The sequence below is a fragment of the Streptomyces sp. NPDC043746 genome (assembly GCF_056436485.1).
This window is the reverse complement of the sequence record NZ_JBWKCM010000003.1, coordinates 337140-355785: the sequence shown is the minus strand read 5'-3', so window position 1 is coordinate 355785 and position 18646 is coordinate 337140. Positions and strand designations below refer to the sequence as shown.

The window sequence follows — 18646 nt, the reverse complement described above, 5'->3', positions numbered from 1 at the left end:
GGGAAAACCCCCCCCCCCCCCCCCCCCCCCCCCCCCCCCCCCCCCCCCCCCCCCCCCACCCCACCGCCCCCCCCCCCCCCCCCCCCCCCCCCCCCCCCCCGGCCGTGCGGGCGTACGGCCTACAACCCCTGCCATGTCGGCTTGGCCGCATACGTGGCGCGGAAGTAGTCCGCCAGCTTCAGCTTGGAGGCCGCAGCCTCGTCCACCACCACCGTGGCGTGCGGGTGCAGCTGGAGCGCCGAGGCCGGTACGAGCGCGGCGAGGGGCCCCTCCACCGTCTGCGCGACGGCCTCCGCCTTGCCCTCCCCGGTGGCCAGCAGGACCGGGTGCCGGGAGTCCAGGATCGTCCCGATGCCCTGGGTGATCACGTGGTGCGGCACCTGGTCGATGTCGTCGTCGAAGAAGCGCGCGTTGTCCACCCGGGTCTGCTCGGTCAGCGTCTTGATCCGGGTGCGCGAGGCGAGCGAGGAGCACGGCTCGTTGAAACCGATGTGCCCGTCGGTGCCGATGCCGAGCAGCTGGATGTCGACCCCACCGGCCTCCGCCAGCGCACGGTCGTACGCCTCGCACGCGGCCTGGACGTCCTCGGCGGCACCGTCGGGGCCCATGAAGGACGCCTCGGAGAGCCCGAGCGGCTCGACGACCTCACGGAGCACCACGGAGCGGTACGACTCCGGATGGCCGGCGGGCAGCCCGACGTACTCGTCGAGCTGGCAGATGCGGGCGCGCGAGGCGTCGACCGCCCCGGCGGCGACCTTGGCCGCCAGCGCGCGGTAGATGGGCAGCGGGGTAGAGCCGGTGGCAACGCCGAGCAGGGCGTCGGGCTTGCGGCTGAGCAGGGAGGCGATGGCCTCCGCGATCAGCTCGCCGCCTGCCGTGGCGTCCGGGACGATGACAACTTCCACGCTGTGCCTGCCGATCTGATGAGAGAAACCGTGTGGTATAGACCAATCAAAGGCTCAATCTAGCAGAATCGGGCAGCTGTACGGTGAACGTCCCACCTGCCGGTCCACCCGCCGACCGCTCCGTCCCGCCCCCTGGCGGCCGCCCCGCCCCGCTGGCGGACCGGGCGTTTGCCTGGTCGACTTTGTCCCGTACGGCGCCGACGGCGCGGTCCGCGGCGGCTCCGTACGTATGCCGCCACCGCCGAAGACACCGCACGGGAGGCCCCCTATGCCCGCCACCCCTCCGCCCGGCCCGGACACCTCCGACGACCGGGCCGACGCCCCCGGCCGCATCATGTCCGGCGAGATGGCCGAGCAGCCCGCGATGCTGCGGCGCATCCTCGACCGGGGCGCGCCCCGCATCCGCGACGTGGCCGCCGAGATCGCCGCCAGGAAGCCCCGCTTCGTGCTGCTCACCGCCCGCGGCACCTCCGACAACGCGGCGCTCTACGCCAAGTACCTGCTGGAGATCCGGCTCGGCCTGCCCTGCGGCCTCGCCTCCATGTCCACCACGACGGCGTACGGGGCCAAGCCCGATCTGCGGGACGTCCTGGTGGTCACCGTCAGCCAGTCGGGCGGCTCGCCGGACCTGGTGGCCTCCACGCGGGCCGCCCGGGAGGCCGGTGCGGTCACCCTCGCGGTCACGAACAACCCGGACTCCGCGCTGGCGGCGGTCGCCGAGTTCCACATCGACATCCTGGCGGGCCCGGAGAAGGCACTCCCCGCCACCAAGACGTACACGGCCTCCCTGCTCTCCCTCTACCTCTTCGTCGAGGGCCTGGCGGGCGCCGACGGTACGGAGGCGGCCTCGGCCCTGCCCGACCTGGCGGGCGCGATCCTGGGCCGCCGGGCCGAGGTCAGGGCCCTGGCCTCCCGCTACCGCTTCGCCGAGCGCATGGTGATCACCTCGCGCGGCTACGGCTACCCCACCGCCAAGGAGGCGGCCCTGAAGCTCATGGAGACCAGCTACATCCCCGCTCTCTCCTACTCCGGTGCCGACCTGCTGCACGGCCCGCTGGCGATGGTCGACAACATCTCCCCGGTGATCGCCGTGGTCACCGACGGCCGGGGCGGCGAGGCGCTCCAGCCGGTGCTGGACCGGCTGCGGGGGCGCGGCGCGGACCTCTTCGTGGTCGGCCCCAAGGCCCAGGTGGAGGCGGCGTCAGCGGGCTTCGCCCTGCCGACCTCGGGGGTGCCTGAGGAACTGCAGCCGATCCTGGAGATCCTGCCGCTCCAGATGCTCGCGTACGAGGTCACGATCGCGCGGGGCCAGGACCCGGACTCACCGCGAGCCCTGGCAAAGGTGACGGAGACGCGCTAGGGGCTCGTACAGCCCGAGGGCGGCCCTGAGAACGGCCCCGGAAACACCCGCGGGCCGCGGCGCCAGAGCGGGACCCTCAGCCCGCCCGGCACCGCAGCCCGGAGCTACCTGGCCGGCGGTGTGCGGTGCCTCCGGCCACATGAGGCACCGGCGCGGTCAGGGCAGAGAGCGCCGGGTGCCTCGGTCCACTCTCCTGTGCGGGGAGAGTGGAGGTCTTGGTGAACTCATTGTGGACTAGACCAATTGCCTCTGTCCATCCGTGTGCGCGACATTCTGGGGCCGCACACCACGCCCTGTCCATCGCCTTCCGGCCGCCCCACCCCACCGCACGGCCCGCTGGGCCGATCGGTTCGAACACCTCCGTTCACCCCGGGTACGCTCCACAGGTGCCCTCCATGAACGATCTCGTCCGCCAGCACACCGCTCTGAGCGACTCCGACCTGGAGTGGCTCCATCTGCTGGTCTCGGAGTGGCAGCTGCTCTCCGACCTCTCCTTCGCCGACCTGGTGCTGTGGGTCCCCACCCGCGACGGCACGCGGTACGTCTCCGTCGCCCAGATGCGGCCCAACACCGGCCCCACCTCCTACCAGGACGACATGGTCGGCCACCTGGTGCCGCGCGGCCGCCGCCCACTGCTGGACGCGGCCCTGGACGAGGGCCGGATCGTGCGCGAGGGCGACCCGGAGTGGCGCGAGGAGGTTCCCGTACGGGTCGAGTCCATCCCCGTACGGCGTGAGGGCCGGGTCCTCGGCGTCATCGCCCGCAACACCAACCTGCTCACCGTGCGCACCCCTTCCCGGCTGGAGCTCACCTACCTCCAGTCCGCCTCCGACCTGGCCCAGATGATCGCGGCCGGGGCCTTCCCCTTCCCCGGCCAGCAGGTCGACATGGACGCCTCCCCGCGCGTCGGTGACGGTCTGATCCGGCTGGACGCGGACGGGGTCGTCCAGTACGCCAGCCCCAACGGCCTCTCCGCCTACCACCGCCTCGGCCTCGCCTCCGACCTGGTCGGCCACCACCTCGGCACCACCACCGCCGAACTGGCACCCTCCCGGGGCCCGGTGGACGAGGCCCTGGTCAAGGTGGCCAGTGGCTACGCGCCCCGCGAGTTCGAGGTGGAGGGCGAGGGTGGGGTGATCCAGCTGCGGGCCATCCCGCTCAAACCCAAGGGCGTCCGCATCGGCTCGCTCGTCCTGCTCCGGGACGTCACCGAACTCCGCCGCCGAGAACGCGAGTTGATCACCAAGGACGCCACCATCCGGGAGATCCACCACCGGGTGAAGAACAACCTCCAGACAGTGGCCGCCCTGTTGCGCCTCCAGGCCCGCCGGATGGACTCCGTGCAGGGGCGCGAGGCGCTCAACGAGGCGGTGCGGCGCGTCGGTTCGATCGCGATCGTCCATGAGACGCTCTCCCAGAACCTGGACGAGCGCGTCGAGTTCGACGAGATCGCCGACCGGGTCATCGCGATGGTCTCGGAGATCTCGCCGGGCAAGGTGACCTGCCGGCGCGTCGGCCGCTTCGGCATCCTGGACGCCGAGGTCGCCACCCCGCTCTCCATGGTGCTCACCGAAGTCCTCCAGAACGCCCTGGAACACGCGTTCACGGTGGCCGATCAGGGCACGGTGGAGGTCTCCGCCGTGCGCGGCGGCTCACCGTCCGACGCCCGGCTGCTGATCACCGTCACCGACGACGGGCGCGGCCTGCCCGAGGGGTTCGACCCGCAGCGGGCGGGCAACCTCGGCCTCCAGATCGTACGGACGCTGGTGGAAGGGGAGTTGGGCGGCACGTTCGGGATGGTCCCGGCGCCGGAGCGGGGTACCCAGGTGGTGCTGGACGTGCCGGTGCGCGGCGCCACGTAGGAGCGCACACAGCAGAACGGGCCCGGACCGTGGTGACGGTCCGGGCCCGCTCCGTGCTGCTCACGTTGCGATGCGCTCCGGGGTACTGCGCGCTGCGACTCGAAGGCGGGGCCGTGCGTACGCTCTGTACGCGCCGCCTGGCTGAGGCGTGTTCGTGGGGGGCGTCGGTCAGGCGCTGGCGTTACGCGCCCGGTTGCGAGCGGCGCGGCGCTTCATCGCGCGGCGCTCGTCCTCGCTGAGGCCACCCCAGACGCCGGAGTCCTGGCCGGACTCGAGCGCCCACTGCAGGCACTGCTCCATGACGGGGCAGCGACGGCAGACGGCCTTGGCTTCCTCGATCTGCAGCAGCGCAGGACCGGTGTTGCCGATGGGGAAGAACAGCTCGGGGTCTTCCTCACGACAAACGGCGTTGTGACGCCAGTCCATGGCTGCTACCTCTCCTTGGTATTACACGCTGGTGCTTGTGAATGTGAACGCTTTCACGAATCCCCCCACAGATGACGGGCCGACCCCCAGAAGGACTGGGTGTGGTCTGTGATGGTGAGGAGGGGTTCTGGCTCTCAGGGAGGCCGGTGTTGCGGGCCGTCCCGATCGCCATGTAGAGATTCGCAAACCTCGGCTGCGGATACAACCCCTTCTGGAAAGTTTTTTTTGATTCCTCGGTGTCGACTAGGTCACAGCCGCACTTCTAAGGGGTGGGGGCCAGGCCAAACGTTCGAGTTAAAGGACTTTCGGCCCTTCCACTCACACAATCACACGCAGTGCACGGCGTACGCCTGTGAACGTCACGCTCGTACGCAGTCCCAGGTGGTCGCCGTCCATCTGGAAGGGCAGTGGGACCTTTGAATGCAAGGTGAAGTCCGTGAGGTCGTGGCGTGAAACGGCGTGCTTCCCCCGGGGCCCTCTTTCGGGGCTCGAAGTCAGCAGCTGGGTGCCGTACAGGGCCACCGCCGCGGTCGACAGACGCTTCAGTCCAAGGACGTCCAGAGCGGTGTCGAAGGAGGCCTTCGGAGAGGCGTACACCGGGCGATTCCCCAGGTAGGTCCAGGGGGCGGTGTTGCAGATTATGGAGAGCGCGAGGTCGGTGACGGGCTCCTGGCCGGGCACCTCCAGGGTGATCGTCCCGTGTCTGCGGTGGGCCTCGTTCACGAACTGCCGCACCACCTGGCGCACGTACAGCGCATGCGTCGAGCGCTTGCCGCCCTCGCGTTTCTGTTCGACCCGGCCGACCACTCCGGCGTCGAAACCGAGGCCCGCGCAGAAAGTGAACCAGCGTTCGGGCACGGCCTCGTCCTCGGTGCCCGGAGTGCCGGCCGCCAGCCCCAGCCCGACCGTACGTTCGCTCCGGTTCTCCAGGGCGTCCAGGATCGCACCGGTCGCTTCCACGGCGTCGTTGGGGAGCCCCAGCGCGCGGGCGAAGACATTGGTGGAGCCGCCCGGCACCACGGCCAGCTTCGGCACCCCGTCCAGGTCCGGGCCGCGGTGCAGCAGCCCGTTCACGACCTCGTTCACCGTGCCGTCGCCGCCGAGCGCGACCACCAGGTCGATGTCGTCGCTGTCGGCCGCCCGCCGCCCCAGGTCCCGGGCGTGCCCCCGGTACTCCGTGGTCACCGCCTCCAGCTTCATCTCGCTGGCCAGGGCGTGGATGAGCACATCACGGGTGCGCGCACTGGTGGTGGTAGCTGCCGGGTTGACCACGAGGAGTGCGCGCATGCCCGTCAGGGTACCTACCGGGCGGTTCGGCCCTGAAGCCGCGGTTCGCCGGGCTCCCGGCCGGTCACGTTCCGTAACGGGCAGGGGTGACTCCGGCGTACGTGATGTGTGCCGCGCCCCGCACCCCCGGCTTCACTTCCGACCCCCGGGGATGCCAACCTGAAAGGCGTGAGCACTCAAGCGACCTCGTCCACCCCCTCGCCCGCCGCGGCCGAGCGCCCGCGCAGGATCACGGCTCTCGCCGGAATCAACGCCCTCGAAGGCGCCGCGCTCGCGATCGGCGGGTTCTCCCTGGTGGTCATGGGGATGCTCGGCCGCCCCGAGAGCCCGCAGCAGGCGGAGACGGTCGGCATCACGCTGATCGGGCTCGGCGCCATCCCGCTCATCGCCGCCCGGGGCCTGATGCTGCTGCGCGGCTGGAGCCGGGGCCCGGCGCTGATCACCCAGATCATGGCGCTGCCCGTCGCCTGGACGCTGCTGCGCTCCCAGGGGGCGCTGATCCCGCTCGGGATCGCCGTGGCGGCGGTCGCCGTGACCGGGCTGGTGCTCGTGGTGAACCCGGCGACCACTCAGGTCCTGGGTCTGCGCAGGGGCGCCGGACCGGACCCGAAGGCGGCGGACCCGAAGACCTGAACCCCGGGGCCTGTCGTGGCGGGCCCCTGCGAGGGCGTCCCGGGAAGGCCCCGGGACCGCCGCTCCGCTCCTCGCCTACTCCTCGACGAGCAGGCGCTCGCGCAGCTGGGCCAGGGTGCGGGCCAGCAGCCGGGAGACGTGCATCTGCGAGATGCCGACCTCCTGGGCGATCTGCGACTGGGTCATGTTCCCGAAGAACCGCAGCAGCAGGATCCGCTTCTCGCGCGGCGGCAGGTCCTCCAGGAGCGGCTTGAGCGACTCCCGGTACTCCACGCCCTCCAGCGCCTCGTCCTCCGAACCGAGCGTGTCCGCGACGGCGGGGGACTCGTCGTCCGTGTCCGGCACGTCCAGCGAGAGCGTGCTGTACGCGTTGGCGGACTCCAGGCCCTCCAGCACCTCCTCCTCGGAGATGCCGAGCCGCTCGGCCAGCTCGTGCACGGTCGGCGAGCGGCCGTGCTGCTGGGACAGCTCGGCGGTGGCCGTGGTCAGCGAGAGACGCAGCTCCTGGAGTCGGCGCGGCACCCGCACCGCCCAGCCCTTGTCCCGGAAGTGGCGCTTGATCTCGCCGACGACCGTGGGGGTCGCGTACGTCGAGAACTCCACGCCCCGGTCCGGGTCGAACCGGTCCACCGACTTGATCAGCCCGATCGTGGCGACCTGCGTGAGGTCGTCCAGCGGCTCCCCGCGATTGCGGAACCGCCGGGCCAGGTGCTCGACCAGCGGCAGATGCATCCGCACCAGCCGGTTGCGCAGCTCCGCCTTCTCCGGCGAACCGTCGGGAAGCGCCCGCAGCTCGACGAAGAGGGCGCGGGCCCCGCTGCGGTCATGTGGATCGTGGTGCCCGTGCTCGCTCATCTGGCCCGCCCGCTCCTGCGACTGCTCCACCGCGACGTTGAGGCTCTCAGGCCCGTCCGCTCCGTCCACCGGATGCGGCCGGGCCTGCTGCTCCGGGATGCCCGTCGGCCGCACCACCCCGGATCGGATCGTCTCGTCCCGCACAGGACCGTCCCCGTTCCCGTCGCTCACGCCGGCCCGGGGCCCGCGCCGCGCTGTTTGTAGAGGCTGATGCTGACCGTACGGTCGTCGGCGACCGTCGAGTCGACCTTGCCGGCCAGTGCGGAGAGCACCGTCCAGGCGAAGGTGTCGCGCTCGGGTGCGCGGCCGTCGGTCGTGGGGGCCGACACCGTCACTTCGAGGGAGTCGTCGATGAGCCGGAACACGCAGCTGAGGACGGAGCCGGGCACGGCCTGCTGGAGCAGGATCGCGCAGGCCTCGTCGACCGCGATGCGGAGATCCTCGATCTCGTCGAGCGTGAAGTCCAAGCGCGCTGCGAGACCGGCCGTGGCCGTTCGCAGCACCGACAGGTAGGCACCCGCAGCGGGCAGCCGGACCTCTACGAAGTCCTGATTCCCGGGCTCGCCTGCGATCTGGGACACCCTCACCTCCAAGGTGGCACAAACTCTTTCGAGGATCCGGGATGGGTGGCCCGGAGCCATGCGGTCGGTCGACGGTTCTCAGCTCGGCGACGCTATCGGATCCATGATGCAGTGTCGCCCGCACCCCACCCCCCGACCGTCACTCATGGTAAACATACGGGCACGCACAGTGGCTAGGGGGTTGCGGGGTCCAATTACGAAGAACCGGCGCCGGATTGACGTACCCAGACGTCAGACGATCGAACCGTCCTCGAAGCACCAGCGTCGGCTCTCGCCCGGCTCGAAGCTCCGCATCACCGGCCGGCCGGTCGCCCGGAAGTGCCCGGCGGCGTGCCGCAGCGGCGAGGAAGCGCGGCAGCCGACGTGCCCGCAGGTCAGACGGAGCCGCAGCTGCACGGGGTGGGTGCCGACCGCCGGCCACTCGGGGCAGGTCCCCCCGAGCGGTACGGGCCCGGGCGTGGCGGATCCGCTACATGCGCGCACTCGCTCATGACGAGCAGATTACGACGGATCCGAGGACGGTGGGACGGACGCGCTGCCCCCGGTGGCGCTGGTCGCGGCCGGCGCTGCGGTCGCCGGCCGCCTCGCGGCCCGCGCTCGTCCTGGGGGCCGTCATCGCCTCGCCGGACGCCGTGGCAGCCGCCGCCATCGCCCGCCGGGCGGGGCCGCCCGGCCGGGTGACGACCATCCGTCAGGGTGAGTCGCTGGTGAACGAGGCCACCGCGATCACCGCCTTCCGGGTGGCATCGGTCGCCGCGGTGGGGGAGGGGGATGGCCTGGGCCGCCGGGATCGCGGAGTTCCTGCTCGCGGGGGCGGGGCGGGGTCGGTGTGTTGCCGATGGTGCCGCTGCACCGGCTGCGCACACATCCGAAGGAGGCCTCCTCCAGAACACGCTGTCCCTTCTGATCCCGTTCGCGGTGTACGCGGCGGCCCCACGGGTGCACGCTTCCGGGGTCCTCGCGGTGGTCGTCGTCACGCTCCCCGAACGGGGCCTGAGGAGTCCGGTCACACGGACGGGACCGGGCGGTGGTCACACAGACGGGTCAGGGGTGCCGGTGATCACGGCGGTCACCCGGGTGCCCGGCGCGAAGCCGCCCTCCTCGGCCAGGGCCGCCAGCGCGAAGAGCAGCTTGGCGACGTAGACCCGCTCCACGGGCAGCCCGTGCCGGTCCTCGAAATCGGTGGCGAAGGCGTCCAGTTCCGGGGTCGCACGGGCGTATCCGCCGAAGGTGAAGCGCTCGTCCAGCGACCAGCGGCCGGTCTCCCCTCCGAACGCGTCCCTCTGGAGGGCGGCCACGGCGTCGCCCAGGAAGCCACCGCGCAGCACCGGCACCCCCAGCGCCCGCTGCCCGTGCTCCAGTCCGGCCGCGAGCCCCGCCAGGGTGCCTCCGGTCCCACAGGCCACGGCCGCCACATCGGTATGCCCGCGCAACTCGCGCCCCAGCGCTGTACAGCCCTGTGCGGCCAGGGCGTTGCTGCCGCCCTCCGGGATCACCTCCACGTCCCCGAACAGCTCCAGCAGCCCCGCCAGGACCTCGGGCGACCCCTTCGCCCGGTACGTCGTCCGGTCCACGAAGTGCAGCCGCATCCCGTCAGCGGCGCATCGGGCCAGGGACGGGTTCAGCGGCCGGTGCGCCAGCTCGTCGCCCCGTACGACGCCGATGGTGGGGAACCCCAGCAGCCGGCCGGCAGCGGCGGTGGCCCGGAGGTGGTTGGAGTAGGCACCGCCGAACGTCAGCACGGCCCGTCCGGCGGCCGCCTCCAGGTTGAGCGCGAGCTTGCGCCACTTGTTGCCCGGCAGGTCGGGGTGGATGAGGTCGTCCCGCTTCAGCAACAGCCGAACGCCCCGGCGCGCGAAGCGGTCGTCCCGGACCTCCTGCAAGGGGGACGGAGACCGAGGCTGAAGTGCACGGTCGAGGTCTACGGACGGGCTCACCCTCCCATTGTGGCTGTGCCCTCTCGCCACGCCGTCACGGCGTCTGCGGCACCCCCCGGCCCCACAGCTCCTCGGCGTGCTCCGCGAACCGGTCGAACATCCCGCTGTCTCCCTGGCGGCGCAGATGCAGGAGGGGCGAGTCGTGGCCGACGAGCCGCGCCAGGTGGGGCGTCACGAGTGCGTCATGATCGAACCTGAACACGGAGAGGGACACATGGTTCACGGCGTCCTCCGGGCCGCTGAACCGCGTCTCCAGTCCGTCCAGGGGGCCGAGCCGTCCCAGGTGCTCCAGGCTGATCCGGATGCGGGTGCCGACGCTCAGGGCGACGTCTTCGATGGCCTCACGCTGTCGGGTCACCTCTCCGTCGGGATCGCCCAGCAGGAAGCGCACACGGCACCCCGACGCGATCTTGCGGCGCAGCGTCTCTATGAAGGCAGGCTGCTCCAGCCAGACGAAGTAGTTCGTGTACCCGGCGAAGAAGATGTCCGTGGAGGCCCCTGCGATCAGTTCGCCCCACACGGTCGACGGGCAGGCGGACCGGTAGCGCACGCGACCAGGACGCGTCGATGATCACACAGGGGGGCGAGCTGGGGCCGGAGAGCCTTCGGTCCAACTTGTCTGTGCTTGTTCAAGGGCGCGCCTGCGGTGCGCCGGGTGCCCGGTCCGCCCGGACCGGGGCAGGCGGCCTGGCGGACGGTTCACCCGTCCACCGTCGCCCGCCCCGGCCCGGGGCGGGTTCAGGCGCTCGCCAGCCAGAGGTCCGGGCCGAAGACCTCGTAGTGGATGTCGGCGGGGCGGACCCCGGCGTCCAGCAGCTGGGTGCGGATCGTGCGCATGAAGGGGAGCGGGCCGCAGAGGTAGGCGTGGGTGCCGGGGAGGACGGTGATGCCGTTCAGGTCGACGAGGCCGGTGCGGTGGGCCGGGTGGCCGGCTTCCGGGGACTCGTACCAGAAGTGCGGCTCGGCCTCCGGGAGCTTCTCCGTCAGCCGGGTGTGCTGGGCGCGCAGCGCGTGGTCGGCGGGGGAGCGGTCCCCGTGCACGACGGTGACGGGGCGGTCGTGGCCCTCCTCGGCCAGGTACTCCAGCATCGACAGCATGGGCGTGCAGCCGATTCCGGCCGAGGCCAGCAGGAGGGGTGCGTCCAGGTGGTCGAGGACCAGGTCCCCGTAGGGGACGGAGACGCGCAGCCGGTCGCCCGGGCGGGTGTGCTCGTGGAGGCGGCGGGAGACCTCGCCGTCGGGTGTCTCCTCGCCACGCACCCGCTTGACCGTGATGGAGCGCAGCCGGGAGCCGGGGGAGGAGGAGAGGCTGTACTGGCGTATCTGCCGCGCCCCGTCGGCCAGTTCGACCTGTACGGAGACGTACTGGCCCGGCCGGAAGGCGGGCGTGTCACCGCCGCCCGCCGGGCGGAGGTGGAAGGTGGTGACGTCCTCGGTCTCCTCGATCCGGGCAGCGACCTCCCACTCCCGCCACACATCGCCCGCGACCACTCCCCGCTGGGCGTAGAGCCGTGCCTCTATGGAGATGAGGGCGTTGGCCATCAGCCAGTAGACCTCGTCCCAGGCCGCGGCGACCTCGGGGGTGACCGCGTCGCCCAGGACGTCGGCGATCGCGGCGAAGAGATGGGTGTGGACGACCTCGTACTGCTCCTCGGTCACCCCCAGGGAGGCGTGCTTGTGCGCGATCCGGTTCAGCATCACGTCGGGCCGGGTGCCCGGGTGCTCGACCAGCGCGGCCGCGAACGCCGCGATCGAGCCCGCCAGGGCTTTGCGCTGGTCGCCGGAGGCCTGGTTGCCCCGGTTGAACAGGTCGCGCAGCAGCTCGGGGTGGGCGGTGAACAGCTTCTTGTAGAAGAGGTCGGCGATGTCGCCGATGGCCGCGCCGACGGCGGGGAGGGTGGCGCGGACGGTGGCGGTGGACCGGTCGGAGAGCATGCGGGGCGGGCTCCTTCTTAATTGGTATTTGATGTTCGTATTTTCGGGTGGAGCGGAATCCGCCCGTGGTGCGAGCGGGTGGGCAGGGGGCGGGGGTCAGTCCTGCGGTGGGCCGCTGCCGATGCCGAGCAGTAGTGGGCCCGTCGGGGCGGCGACGAGATCGGTGACGGTGATCGGGTCGAGCGTGGCGTAGAACGCGTCCTGCGCCTGACGCAGGGCGCCGCGCAGCCGGCAGGCGGAGCGCAGCGGGCAGGGGGTGGTCCCCTCGCACTCCACGACGTCGTCCGTGCCCTCCAGTTCCCGTACGAGAGCGCCGATCGAGGCCGAGTGGCCGGCCGTGGTGAGGGTGAGTCCGCCGCCCCGGCCGCGCCGGGCGTCGAGCAGGCCCAGATGCTGGAGGCGGGCGACGACCTTGGCCGTGTGGGTGTACGGCACCTGCATGGTGTCCGCCACCTCGCGGGTGGTCGGCGGATCCGCGCCCTCCGCGACCGCCAGCCGCATGAGCACGCGGAGCGCCACATCGGTGAATCTGGTCAGCCGCATGGCTTGATCATAGATAAGTGGCATGTGGGATGCAAATTTTAAGGTCCGCCGGGCGACGAGGGGCAATGTGCCCCGGCAGAAGGTCGATTAGTCACACTCTTTTGTGTAATGGCGGGCCGGGTCCTCCGCTGAAAGGCTTCTCCAGCAGGTCATCCCAAGATCGAGAGGACGTCAGATGTCCGTTGGTGAAGAGGTTCGCGACACGCAGGCGCCGCCGCAGCAGAGTCTGGGGACGGCGGCTGCGCGGAACCTCGCGACGACCACCAAGTCCGCGCCGCAGATGCAGGAGATCACCTCCCGGTGGCTGCTGAAGATGCTGCCGTGGGTGCAGGTACAGGGCGGTACGTACCGGGTGAACCGTCGACTCAGCTATTCGGTCGGTGACGGCCGGGTGACCTTCGTCCAGACCGGGGACCGGGTGGCCGTGATCCCCGCCGAGCTGGGGGAGCTGCCCGCTCTGCGCAACTTCGGCGACGAGGAGGTCCTCAACGAACTCGCCCGCAGGTGCGAGCAGAGGGACGTGGCCGCGGGGGAGGTGCTCGCGGCGTCGGGGGACGCGGCGGACCGGGTCTTCCTGCTGGCGCACGGCAAGGTCGAGAAGCTCGGCTCCGGTCCCTACGGGGACGAGATGGAGCTGGGGGTCCTCGCCGACGGCGCGTACTTCGGTGACCAGAGCCTGGTCGACGGCGAGGCCGTCTGGGAGTACACCGCCCGCGCCGTGACCGCGTGCACGCTGCTGACGCTCAGCCGCGCGGACGTGCTCAACCTGGCGGAGCGGGCCGACTCGCTCCGCGCCCACCTCGCCGGGCTGCTCACGATTCCGCACCAGCGGACCAACCACTACGGCGAGGCGGCGATCGACCTCTCCGCGGGACATGTGGGCGAGGCCGTCGTCCCGCACACCTTCGTCGACTACGACGCCGCACCCCGCGAGTACGAGCTGAGCGTCGCGCAGACCGTACTCAAGGTGCACAGCAGGGTCGCCGACCTCTACAACCAGCCGATGAACCAGACCGAGCAGCAGTTGCGGCTCACGGTCGAGGCGCTCCGCGAGCGCCAGGAGCACGAGCTCATCAACAACCGGGAGTTCGGCCTCCTCAACAACTGCGACTACGGCCAGAGGCTCCAGCCGCACGACGGGGTGCCCAGCCCCGACGACATGGACGAGCTGCTCTCGCGCCGACGCGGATCGAAGCTCTTCCTCGCCCACCCGCGCGCCATCGCCGCCTTCGGCCGTGAGTGCAACCGACGCGGACTGGTCCCGGAGAGTGTGGACATCGGCGGCCACCACGTCCCGGCCTGGCGCGGAGTGCCGATCTTCCCGTCCAACAAGATCCCGGTCACCGAGGCCCGTACCACCTCCATCATCTGCATGAGGACCGGCGAGGCCGAGCAGGGCGTCATCGGCCTCCAGCAGACCGGCATCCCGGACGAGATCGAACCGAGCCTCTCCGTCCGCTTCATGGGCATCGACGAGCAGGCGATCATCTCCTACCTCGTGACGGCGTACTACTCCGCCGCCATCCTGGTACCCGACGCCCTCGGCGTACTGGAGAACGTCGAGGTGAGCCGCTGGCGCTGACCTCGTGTCACCACCCCCCCGGGGGCCCGGTCGGCCGACACCGGCCGGGCCCCCGGGGCCCGTCCCATCGCACCGCCCCCAGGGAGTGACCGTGACCATGACCAGTACGGACGCAGCGACGGAAGGGCACGAGGCCGCGGCGCTGCTGGAGCGCACCCGCGCCATCGTCGACCCGCATCTGCGATCGGCCGTGGAATCGCTGCCCGGTGGCATACGCCGGATCGCGATGTACCACTTCGGCTGGGAGAACGCCCACGGCACCCCCGCCGCCGGACAGGCGGGCAAGGCCATCAGGCCGGCGCTCGTGCTGGCCGCCGCCCGGGCGCTGGGCGGCGATCCGGAGCACGCCGTGCGCGCCGCCGTCGCCGTCGAACTGGCGCACAACTTCACCCTCCTCCACGACGACGTCATCGACGAGGACACCACCCGCAGACACCGACCCACCGCCTGGGCCGTCTTCGGTGTGCCGGACGCCATCATCACCGGCGACGCGATGCTGGCCCTCGCCCAGCGGCTACTGGCCGAGGACGCCCATCCGGCCGCGGTGCGCGCCGCCGCCCGCCTCTCCTCCTGCGTCATCGAACTCTGCGCGGGCCAGCAGGCCGACTGCGCCTTCGAGGAGCGCGGACCGGACGAGGTCACGCTCGACGAGTGCCTGACCATGGCGACCGCGAAGACCGGCGCTCTGCTCGGCTGCGCCTGCGCGCTCGGCGCCCTCTACGCCGGGGCCGAGGACCGGGCCGTCCGCGCCATGGACGGTTTCGGGCGGGAGGCCGGCCTCTCCTTCCAGCTCATCGACGACCTGATCGGCATCTGGGGCGACCCCGCCCGCACCGGCAAACCCGTCGGCGCCGATCTCGCCGCCCACAAGAAGTCGCTGCCCGTCGTCGCCGCCCTCACTTCCGGCACCCCGGCCGCAGCGGAGCTGGCCGCGCTCTACCGGGGACCCATGTCCACCACCGGCGAGGTGGACCGTGCCACCGACGCCGTGGAGCGGGCCGGCGGCCGGGACTGGGCCCAGGTCGCCGCCGCCGACCGGATGGCCCGGGCCATGCACCACCTCTCCCGCGCGGTCCCGGACCCGAGCGCGGCCGGAGACCTGCTGGCACTGGCCGAATTCGTCACCCGCCGCAGCAGCTGACCCGCCTCCCCGGCCGGCTCGCACCCCTCAACCAGCTCTACTATTCCGGGGGTTGATCTTGCCGACGAGGGCAGCGGGCGAAGGGGCGGGAGCTGGTCATGGGCATACGGATACGACAGGCGGGACAAGGCGACAGGGACCTGGTCGTGGCGGTCCTGGAGGAGGCGTTCCACCACGACCCGGTCAGCTGCTGGGTCTTCCCCGACGAGGCGCACCGGCGGGCGGTGCACGGCAGGTTCCTCGGCGTCTTCGCGGACATCACCCTCGCCGAAGGCCGTATCGACGTGGCCGAGGACGGCGCCGCCGTGGCCCTGTGGCTGCCGGTGCCCGCCGGTGCGCCCGAGGGGGAGGACCCCACGCCCGCCCTGATGCGGCGGACCGCCGACCCCGACAACGAGCGGTGCGAACTGGTCGGGCGGCTGACCGGGAAGGTGCACCCGCACAACCGCGCCCACTCCTACCTGCTCATGGTCGGCGTCTCCCCGCGGCGCCAGGGCGAGGGCATCGGGGCCGGGCTCATCGGCGCGGAGCTGGACCGCTGCGACCGGGAGGGCGTGCCCGCGTACCTGGAGGCGAGCAGCGCCCGCAGCCGTACGCTCTACGAGCGTCTCGGCTTCCACCCCCTGGGGAGCGCCGTCGACCTTCCGGACGGGCCGCGGATGTGGCCCATGTGGCGGGACCCGCAAGCGAATTGAGGATCCGCGGAGGGGTGGCGCGGGGACGCTCCGGGGCGGGGTACAGTCCCTGCTCATGACAGATGAGTCGTGGGCCGGCTGGTACCGGGACCGGGACGGTTCCCAGGCCGTCGTTCTCACCACGGACGGACAGCGAATCAGGATCCGGATCCGAGGGGTCGACTTCGAGGGCGAGAGCTTCGACCGCCTCGTTCCGGTCGCGGGTGCGGCGCCGGAGGGCGGGGCTTCCGCCGCGGTGGAAGGGGTCTTCTCCCCGGTGGGCGGGGGCTTCTCCTCGGCCGACGGAGCCTTCTCCCTGGCGGACGGGGCGCTCACCGACTGCGTACTGGAGTGGGACCTCCCACTGCCCGTCCGCGTCGGCGGCACCCTGCGACAGGCCACCCTCGGCTGTCTGCTCTCCCTGCGCCGGGTCGACCCGGACCTCCACCTCGCCCTCCATCTGGACGGCGCGGTCTACGAATCCGCCCGCGCCGAGAGCGACTTCGGCGCGGCGCTGACGGCGATCCAGCGCATCCTCCCGGACGGTGTCCGGCTCCAGACCTGCATCGCCTGCGCCTTCTCCGCCCCTTTCCCGGCCGAGGTCCCGACTCAGGCCCCACCCAAGGTTGCGGCCCGGCTTCCGGCCCCGGCCTCCTCCGCCTCTGTACCGGGCCCCCGCCGCGGCCTCTCCGGCTCCCTCTCCTGCTTCCGAGAAGCCAAGGACACCTGCCGGAGCGCGGAGGGCGAGGAGGCGGTACCGGCCCCGGGGGACCGTCGTACCGGACTCGTCCAGGAGGTATGGAGCTGCCAGGAGTTCGAGACGAGCGGGCTCTGGGCCATCGACACGGGCCACCGGGGCGCCTTCCCCCTCGAATCCGTCTGACCCGTGGCGCCATGACGCCATGACGACATAGCACCACGCGCCACCACACCTAGAGGGCCGTTCCGCGTCCGGAACGGCCCTTTGCCCTGGGGCCGGGCTGATCGGCCGGTCCGGGCCGACCGGGAACGGTCAGCCGCTACGGACCGGCCGCACCCGGATCAGGAGGCGCTGCTGGCGAGAGCGGCGGCGAAGCCGTTCCGCCACAGGTAGTTCACCCGGGCCCGCTCGTTGGCGTCCGGCTGGGCGTTGGTGCACGACGGGCCGGGGCCACCGCCGGACATCAGCTGGCTGCACGGGCCGGAGTAGGTGTCCGGAAGGCCCAGCACGTGCCCGGTCTCGTGCGTGGTGACGCGGGTGGAGTTGTAGATCTGGTTCTGCCGGTAGTCCAGGAAGATGAAGCCCCGGCCGTGCCCGTTGGTGGAGGCGTACGAGCCGCGCGGGTCGTTGCCCTCGCGGTACGTGAAGTCGGCGTTGGAGCCTTCCTGGAGGCGCACGTTGGAGACTGAGCTGTTCCAGATCCGGGTGCTGTTGGCTATCTGGGTGCGGAAGCTCGGCGCCGAGGCAGCGCTGTAGGTGACCGTGACGGCCTGGGCACCCGGGTTGGCGGCCCGCTTCTCGGCGACGGACTTCATGACCGCGTCGAAGAAGGCCCTGTTGGCGGCGGCGTTCTCGGCGGAGCCGTTGTACGCGGCGATGGTGGCGGGGGTGGAGACGGCAGGTGCAGGAGCGGCGGAGACCGCGGGAGCCGTGCCCAGTGCGGCGACGAGGCCGAGACCCGCGATGGCGGAGGCGATGGCGGTCCTGAGGTGTCTCATGGGGATCTCTCCTACTGTCCGGTGAACCCGCGCCGTGGGGGTTGTCCGCTGAGCGGACAGGGCGCGGGGCGGTACGGGGAGAGTGTGGGGGAGCGGACGGCGGCCGGGGATGATGCCGACCGGGGATAGCGCGGCCCTATCACCCCGTCCGGAAGGCTGCCCGCATCCCTCATGAAGGGTCGCCCAACTCCCCCTTAATTAAGGTCCTTTGGTGGGGTTGAGGCTGCTGGTGCCCGGACGGGAGCGGTCGTACGCTCCGAACCATGGAGCTTGAGGTGAGGCACCTCAGGGCGTTGTGCGCCATCGCCGACGCGGGCAGTCTGCACCAGGCGGCCCGCCGGCTCGGCGTGAGCCAGCCCTCCCTGACCACCCAGCTGCGACGGATCGAGAACTCGCTCGGCGCCGAGCTGTTCCGCCGCGAACGCACCGGCTGCCGGCCGACCCCCCTGGGCCGGGCCGTCCTCAGTCGGGCCCGGCCGCTCGTCGACGGGATGAACGCCCTGGTCAGCCACGCTCTGGCGGAGGCCGACGCCGCCCGCTGCCAGGGCCCCCGGCTCCGTATCGGCTCCACCGCCAGCCGGGTCATCGGGGGCTGGCTGAGCCGGCTGCGGGTGGCCCTGCCCGGTACGGACATCTCGCTGCGGGTGGACGTCTCGGCCCATGCCCTCCTGCGCTCGGTCGAGGCGGGCCTGCTGGACGTCGCCTTCGTACATGAAGTGGAGGGCTTCCCGCTGGCCGTCCCGGACTGCCTGGAGCAGCGCGTACTCCTGGACCGCGAACCGCAGTTCATCTCCCTCTCCCGGAACCATCCGGCCGCCGCCCGCCGGGTGGTGGAACTGGGTGACCTGGCGGGGGACCGGTGGATGGTCGATCCGACGGTGGACGGGGAGTGGGACGGGGTGCGCCGGGTGCTCGGCGCCGCCGGCCTGGACCCGCCGGTCCTGCACGGGGACTACCTCACCGCCGCCTCCCTCGTCGTGCTCGGCGAGGCCGTCGCGCCCTGCCAGCCCACCTCGGGCCCGCGCGACGACATGGCCATCCGCCCGCTGCGCGGCGACCCCCTCGCCGTCCGGCTGCTGCTGGTCTCCCGGCCGGGGACGGACATCTCGGTGGTGTACGGGGAGCTGGAGGCGGCCTATGTGGAGGCGGCCCGGCGATCCAGCGGCTACTACGCCTGGCTGCTGCGCCACCGCAGCCCGCTCGCGCGCACACCGTGAGACCGGGCGC

General features: G+C 71.8%; 18 protein-coding genes and 2 pseudogenes. 9 read left to right on the top strand and 11 right to left on the bottom strand.

The genetic code is table 11. The annotated features are described in order from the left end of the window. Positions 1–119: 119 nt before the first annotated feature. Positions 120–905 carry a glucosamine-6-phosphate deaminase gene (nagB, locus tag AC0682_RS05430; RefSeq protein WP_478531048.1) on the bottom strand — a complete coding sequence of 262 codons (786 nt, stop codon included), beginning with the start codon at positions 903–905 and terminating at the stop codon, positions 120–122. 268 nt (positions 906–1173) lie between these two features. Here nagB and AC0682_RS05425 point away from each other — a divergent pair, with 268 nt between their 5' ends. Then, positions 1174–2265 carry an SIS domain-containing protein gene (locus tag AC0682_RS05425; protein WP_478531047.1) on the top strand — a complete coding sequence of 364 codons (1092 nt, stop codon included), beginning with the start codon at positions 1174–1176 and terminating at the stop codon, positions 2263–2265. 395 nt (positions 2266–2660) lie between these two features. After that, a complete protein-coding gene (locus tag AC0682_RS05420) occupies positions 2661–4127 on the top strand; it encodes a histidine kinase N-terminal domain-containing protein (RefSeq protein WP_478531046.1) in 1467 nt (488 codons plus the stop codon). A gap of 168 nt (positions 4128–4295) precedes the next feature. Here the strand turns inward: AC0682_RS05420 and AC0682_RS05415 are convergent, their stop codons facing one another. Together AC0682_RS05415 and AC0682_RS05410 are read right to left on the bottom strand one after the other, a co-directional pair. Continuing rightward, positions 4296–4553, bottom strand: coding sequence for a WhiB family transcriptional regulator (locus AC0682_RS05415; protein WP_003953983.1), 258 nt, complete (start codon positions 4551–4553; stop codon positions 4296–4298). 318 nt (positions 4554–4871) lie between these two features. Then, entirely contained in the window at positions 4872–5840 is a 969-nt protein-coding gene (locus AC0682_RS05410; RefSeq protein ID WP_254811698.1) for a diacylglycerol/lipid kinase family protein, read from the bottom strand. A gap of 168 nt (positions 5841–6008) precedes the next feature. Here AC0682_RS05410 and AC0682_RS05405 point away from each other — a divergent pair, with 168 nt between their 5' ends. Continuing rightward, the gene (locus tag AC0682_RS05405) at positions 6009–6473 is read left to right on the top strand and encodes a hypothetical protein (protein ID WP_478531044.1); all 465 of its coding nucleotides are present in this window, start codon (positions 6009–6011) and stop codon (positions 6471–6473) included. Positions 6474–6548: 75 nt separating this feature from the next. Here AC0682_RS05405 and AC0682_RS05400 read toward each other — a convergent pair whose 3' ends face one another. From AC0682_RS05400 to AC0682_RS05390, 3 genes and pseudogenes are all read right to left on the bottom strand, one after another. Beyond that, complete coding sequence (locus tag AC0682_RS05400) at positions 6549–7472, bottom strand: RNA polymerase sigma factor SigF (protein WP_254811696.1); 924 nt, start codon at positions 7470–7472, stop codon at positions 6549–6551. Between the two features lie 23 nt (positions 7473–7495). Continuing rightward, positions 7496–7909: an ATP-binding protein gene (locus AC0682_RS05395; RefSeq protein WP_014048265.1), complete on the bottom strand. Its 414-nt coding sequence runs from the start codon at positions 7907–7909 to the stop codon at positions 7496–7498. Between the two features lie 231 nt (positions 7910–8140). Beyond that, positions 8141–8400 (bottom strand): annotated as a pseudogene (locus AC0682_RS05390) (UBP-type zinc finger domain-containing protein). A gap of 102 nt (positions 8401–8502) precedes the next feature. Here AC0682_RS05390 and AC0682_RS05385 point away from each other — a divergent pair. After that, a pseudogene (locus AC0682_RS05385) lies at positions 8503–8890 on the top strand (cation:proton antiporter domain-containing protein); the annotation flags it as partial. 50 nt (positions 8891–8940) lie between these two features. Here AC0682_RS05385 and AC0682_RS05380 read toward each other — a convergent pair. The 4 genes from AC0682_RS05380 to AC0682_RS05365 form a co-directional block, all read right to left on the bottom strand. Then, entirely contained in the window at positions 8941–9846 is a 906-nt protein-coding gene (locus AC0682_RS05380; protein WP_478531042.1) for a 1-aminocyclopropane-1-carboxylate deaminase/D-cysteine desulfhydrase, read from the bottom strand. Positions 9847–9880: 34 nt separating this feature from the next. Then, complete coding sequence (locus AC0682_RS05375) at positions 9881–10396, bottom strand: XRE family transcriptional regulator (RefSeq protein ID WP_478531040.1); 516 nt, start codon at positions 10394–10396, stop codon at positions 9881–9883. A 188-nt stretch (positions 10397–10584) separates the two neighbouring features. Continuing rightward, complete coding sequence (locus AC0682_RS05370) at positions 10585–11781, bottom strand: globin domain-containing protein (protein ID WP_478531039.1); 1197 nt, start codon at positions 11779–11781, stop codon at positions 10585–10587. 96 nt (positions 11782–11877) lie between these two features. Continuing rightward, complete coding sequence (locus tag AC0682_RS05365; protein ID WP_478531037.1) at positions 11878–12324, bottom strand: RrF2 family transcriptional regulator; 447 nt, start codon at positions 12322–12324, stop codon at positions 11878–11880. 175 nt (positions 12325–12499) lie between these two features. On the opposite strand from AC0682_RS05365, the gene AC0682_RS05360 reads away from it, so the two are divergent. The 4 genes from AC0682_RS05360 to AC0682_RS05345 all read left to right on the top strand — a co-directional run bounded on the left by AC0682_RS05360 (position 12500) and on the right by AC0682_RS05345 (position 16604). After that, the gene (locus tag AC0682_RS05360) at positions 12500–13906 is read left to right on the top strand and encodes a family 2B encapsulin nanocompartment shell protein (RefSeq protein ID WP_254811693.1); all 1407 of its coding nucleotides are present in this window, start codon (positions 12500–12502) and stop codon (positions 13904–13906) included. Positions 13907–14003: 97 nt separating this feature from the next. Then, a complete protein-coding gene (locus AC0682_RS05355; RefSeq protein WP_478531035.1) occupies positions 14004–15047 on the top strand; it encodes a family 2 encapsulin nanocompartment cargo protein polyprenyl transferase in 1044 nt (347 codons plus the stop codon). 98 nt (positions 15048–15145) lie between these two features. Then, entirely contained in the window at positions 15146–15742 is a 597-nt protein-coding gene (locus AC0682_RS05350; protein ID WP_478531034.1) for a GNAT family N-acetyltransferase, read from the top strand. Positions 15743–15797: 55 nt separating this feature from the next. Further along, the gene (locus AC0682_RS05345; protein WP_478531033.1) at positions 15798–16604 is read left to right on the top strand and encodes a DUF6304 family protein; all 807 of its coding nucleotides are present in this window, start codon (positions 15798–15800) and stop codon (positions 16602–16604) included. 158 nt (positions 16605–16762) lie between these two features. On the opposite strand, the gene snpA is transcribed toward AC0682_RS05345, so the two are convergent. Then, positions 16763–17419, bottom strand: a complete 657-nt coding sequence (snpA, locus tag AC0682_RS05340) for a snapalysin (RefSeq protein WP_478531031.1) — start codon at positions 17417–17419, stop codon at positions 16763–16765. A gap of 263 nt (positions 17420–17682) precedes the next feature. Here snpA and AC0682_RS05335 point away from each other — a divergent pair, with 263 nt between their 5' ends. Next, positions 17683–18636, top strand: a complete 954-nt coding sequence (locus tag AC0682_RS05335; protein ID WP_478531030.1) for a LysR family transcriptional regulator — start codon at positions 17683–17685, stop codon at positions 18634–18636. The last annotated feature ends 10 nt before the right edge of the window (positions 18637–18646 follow it).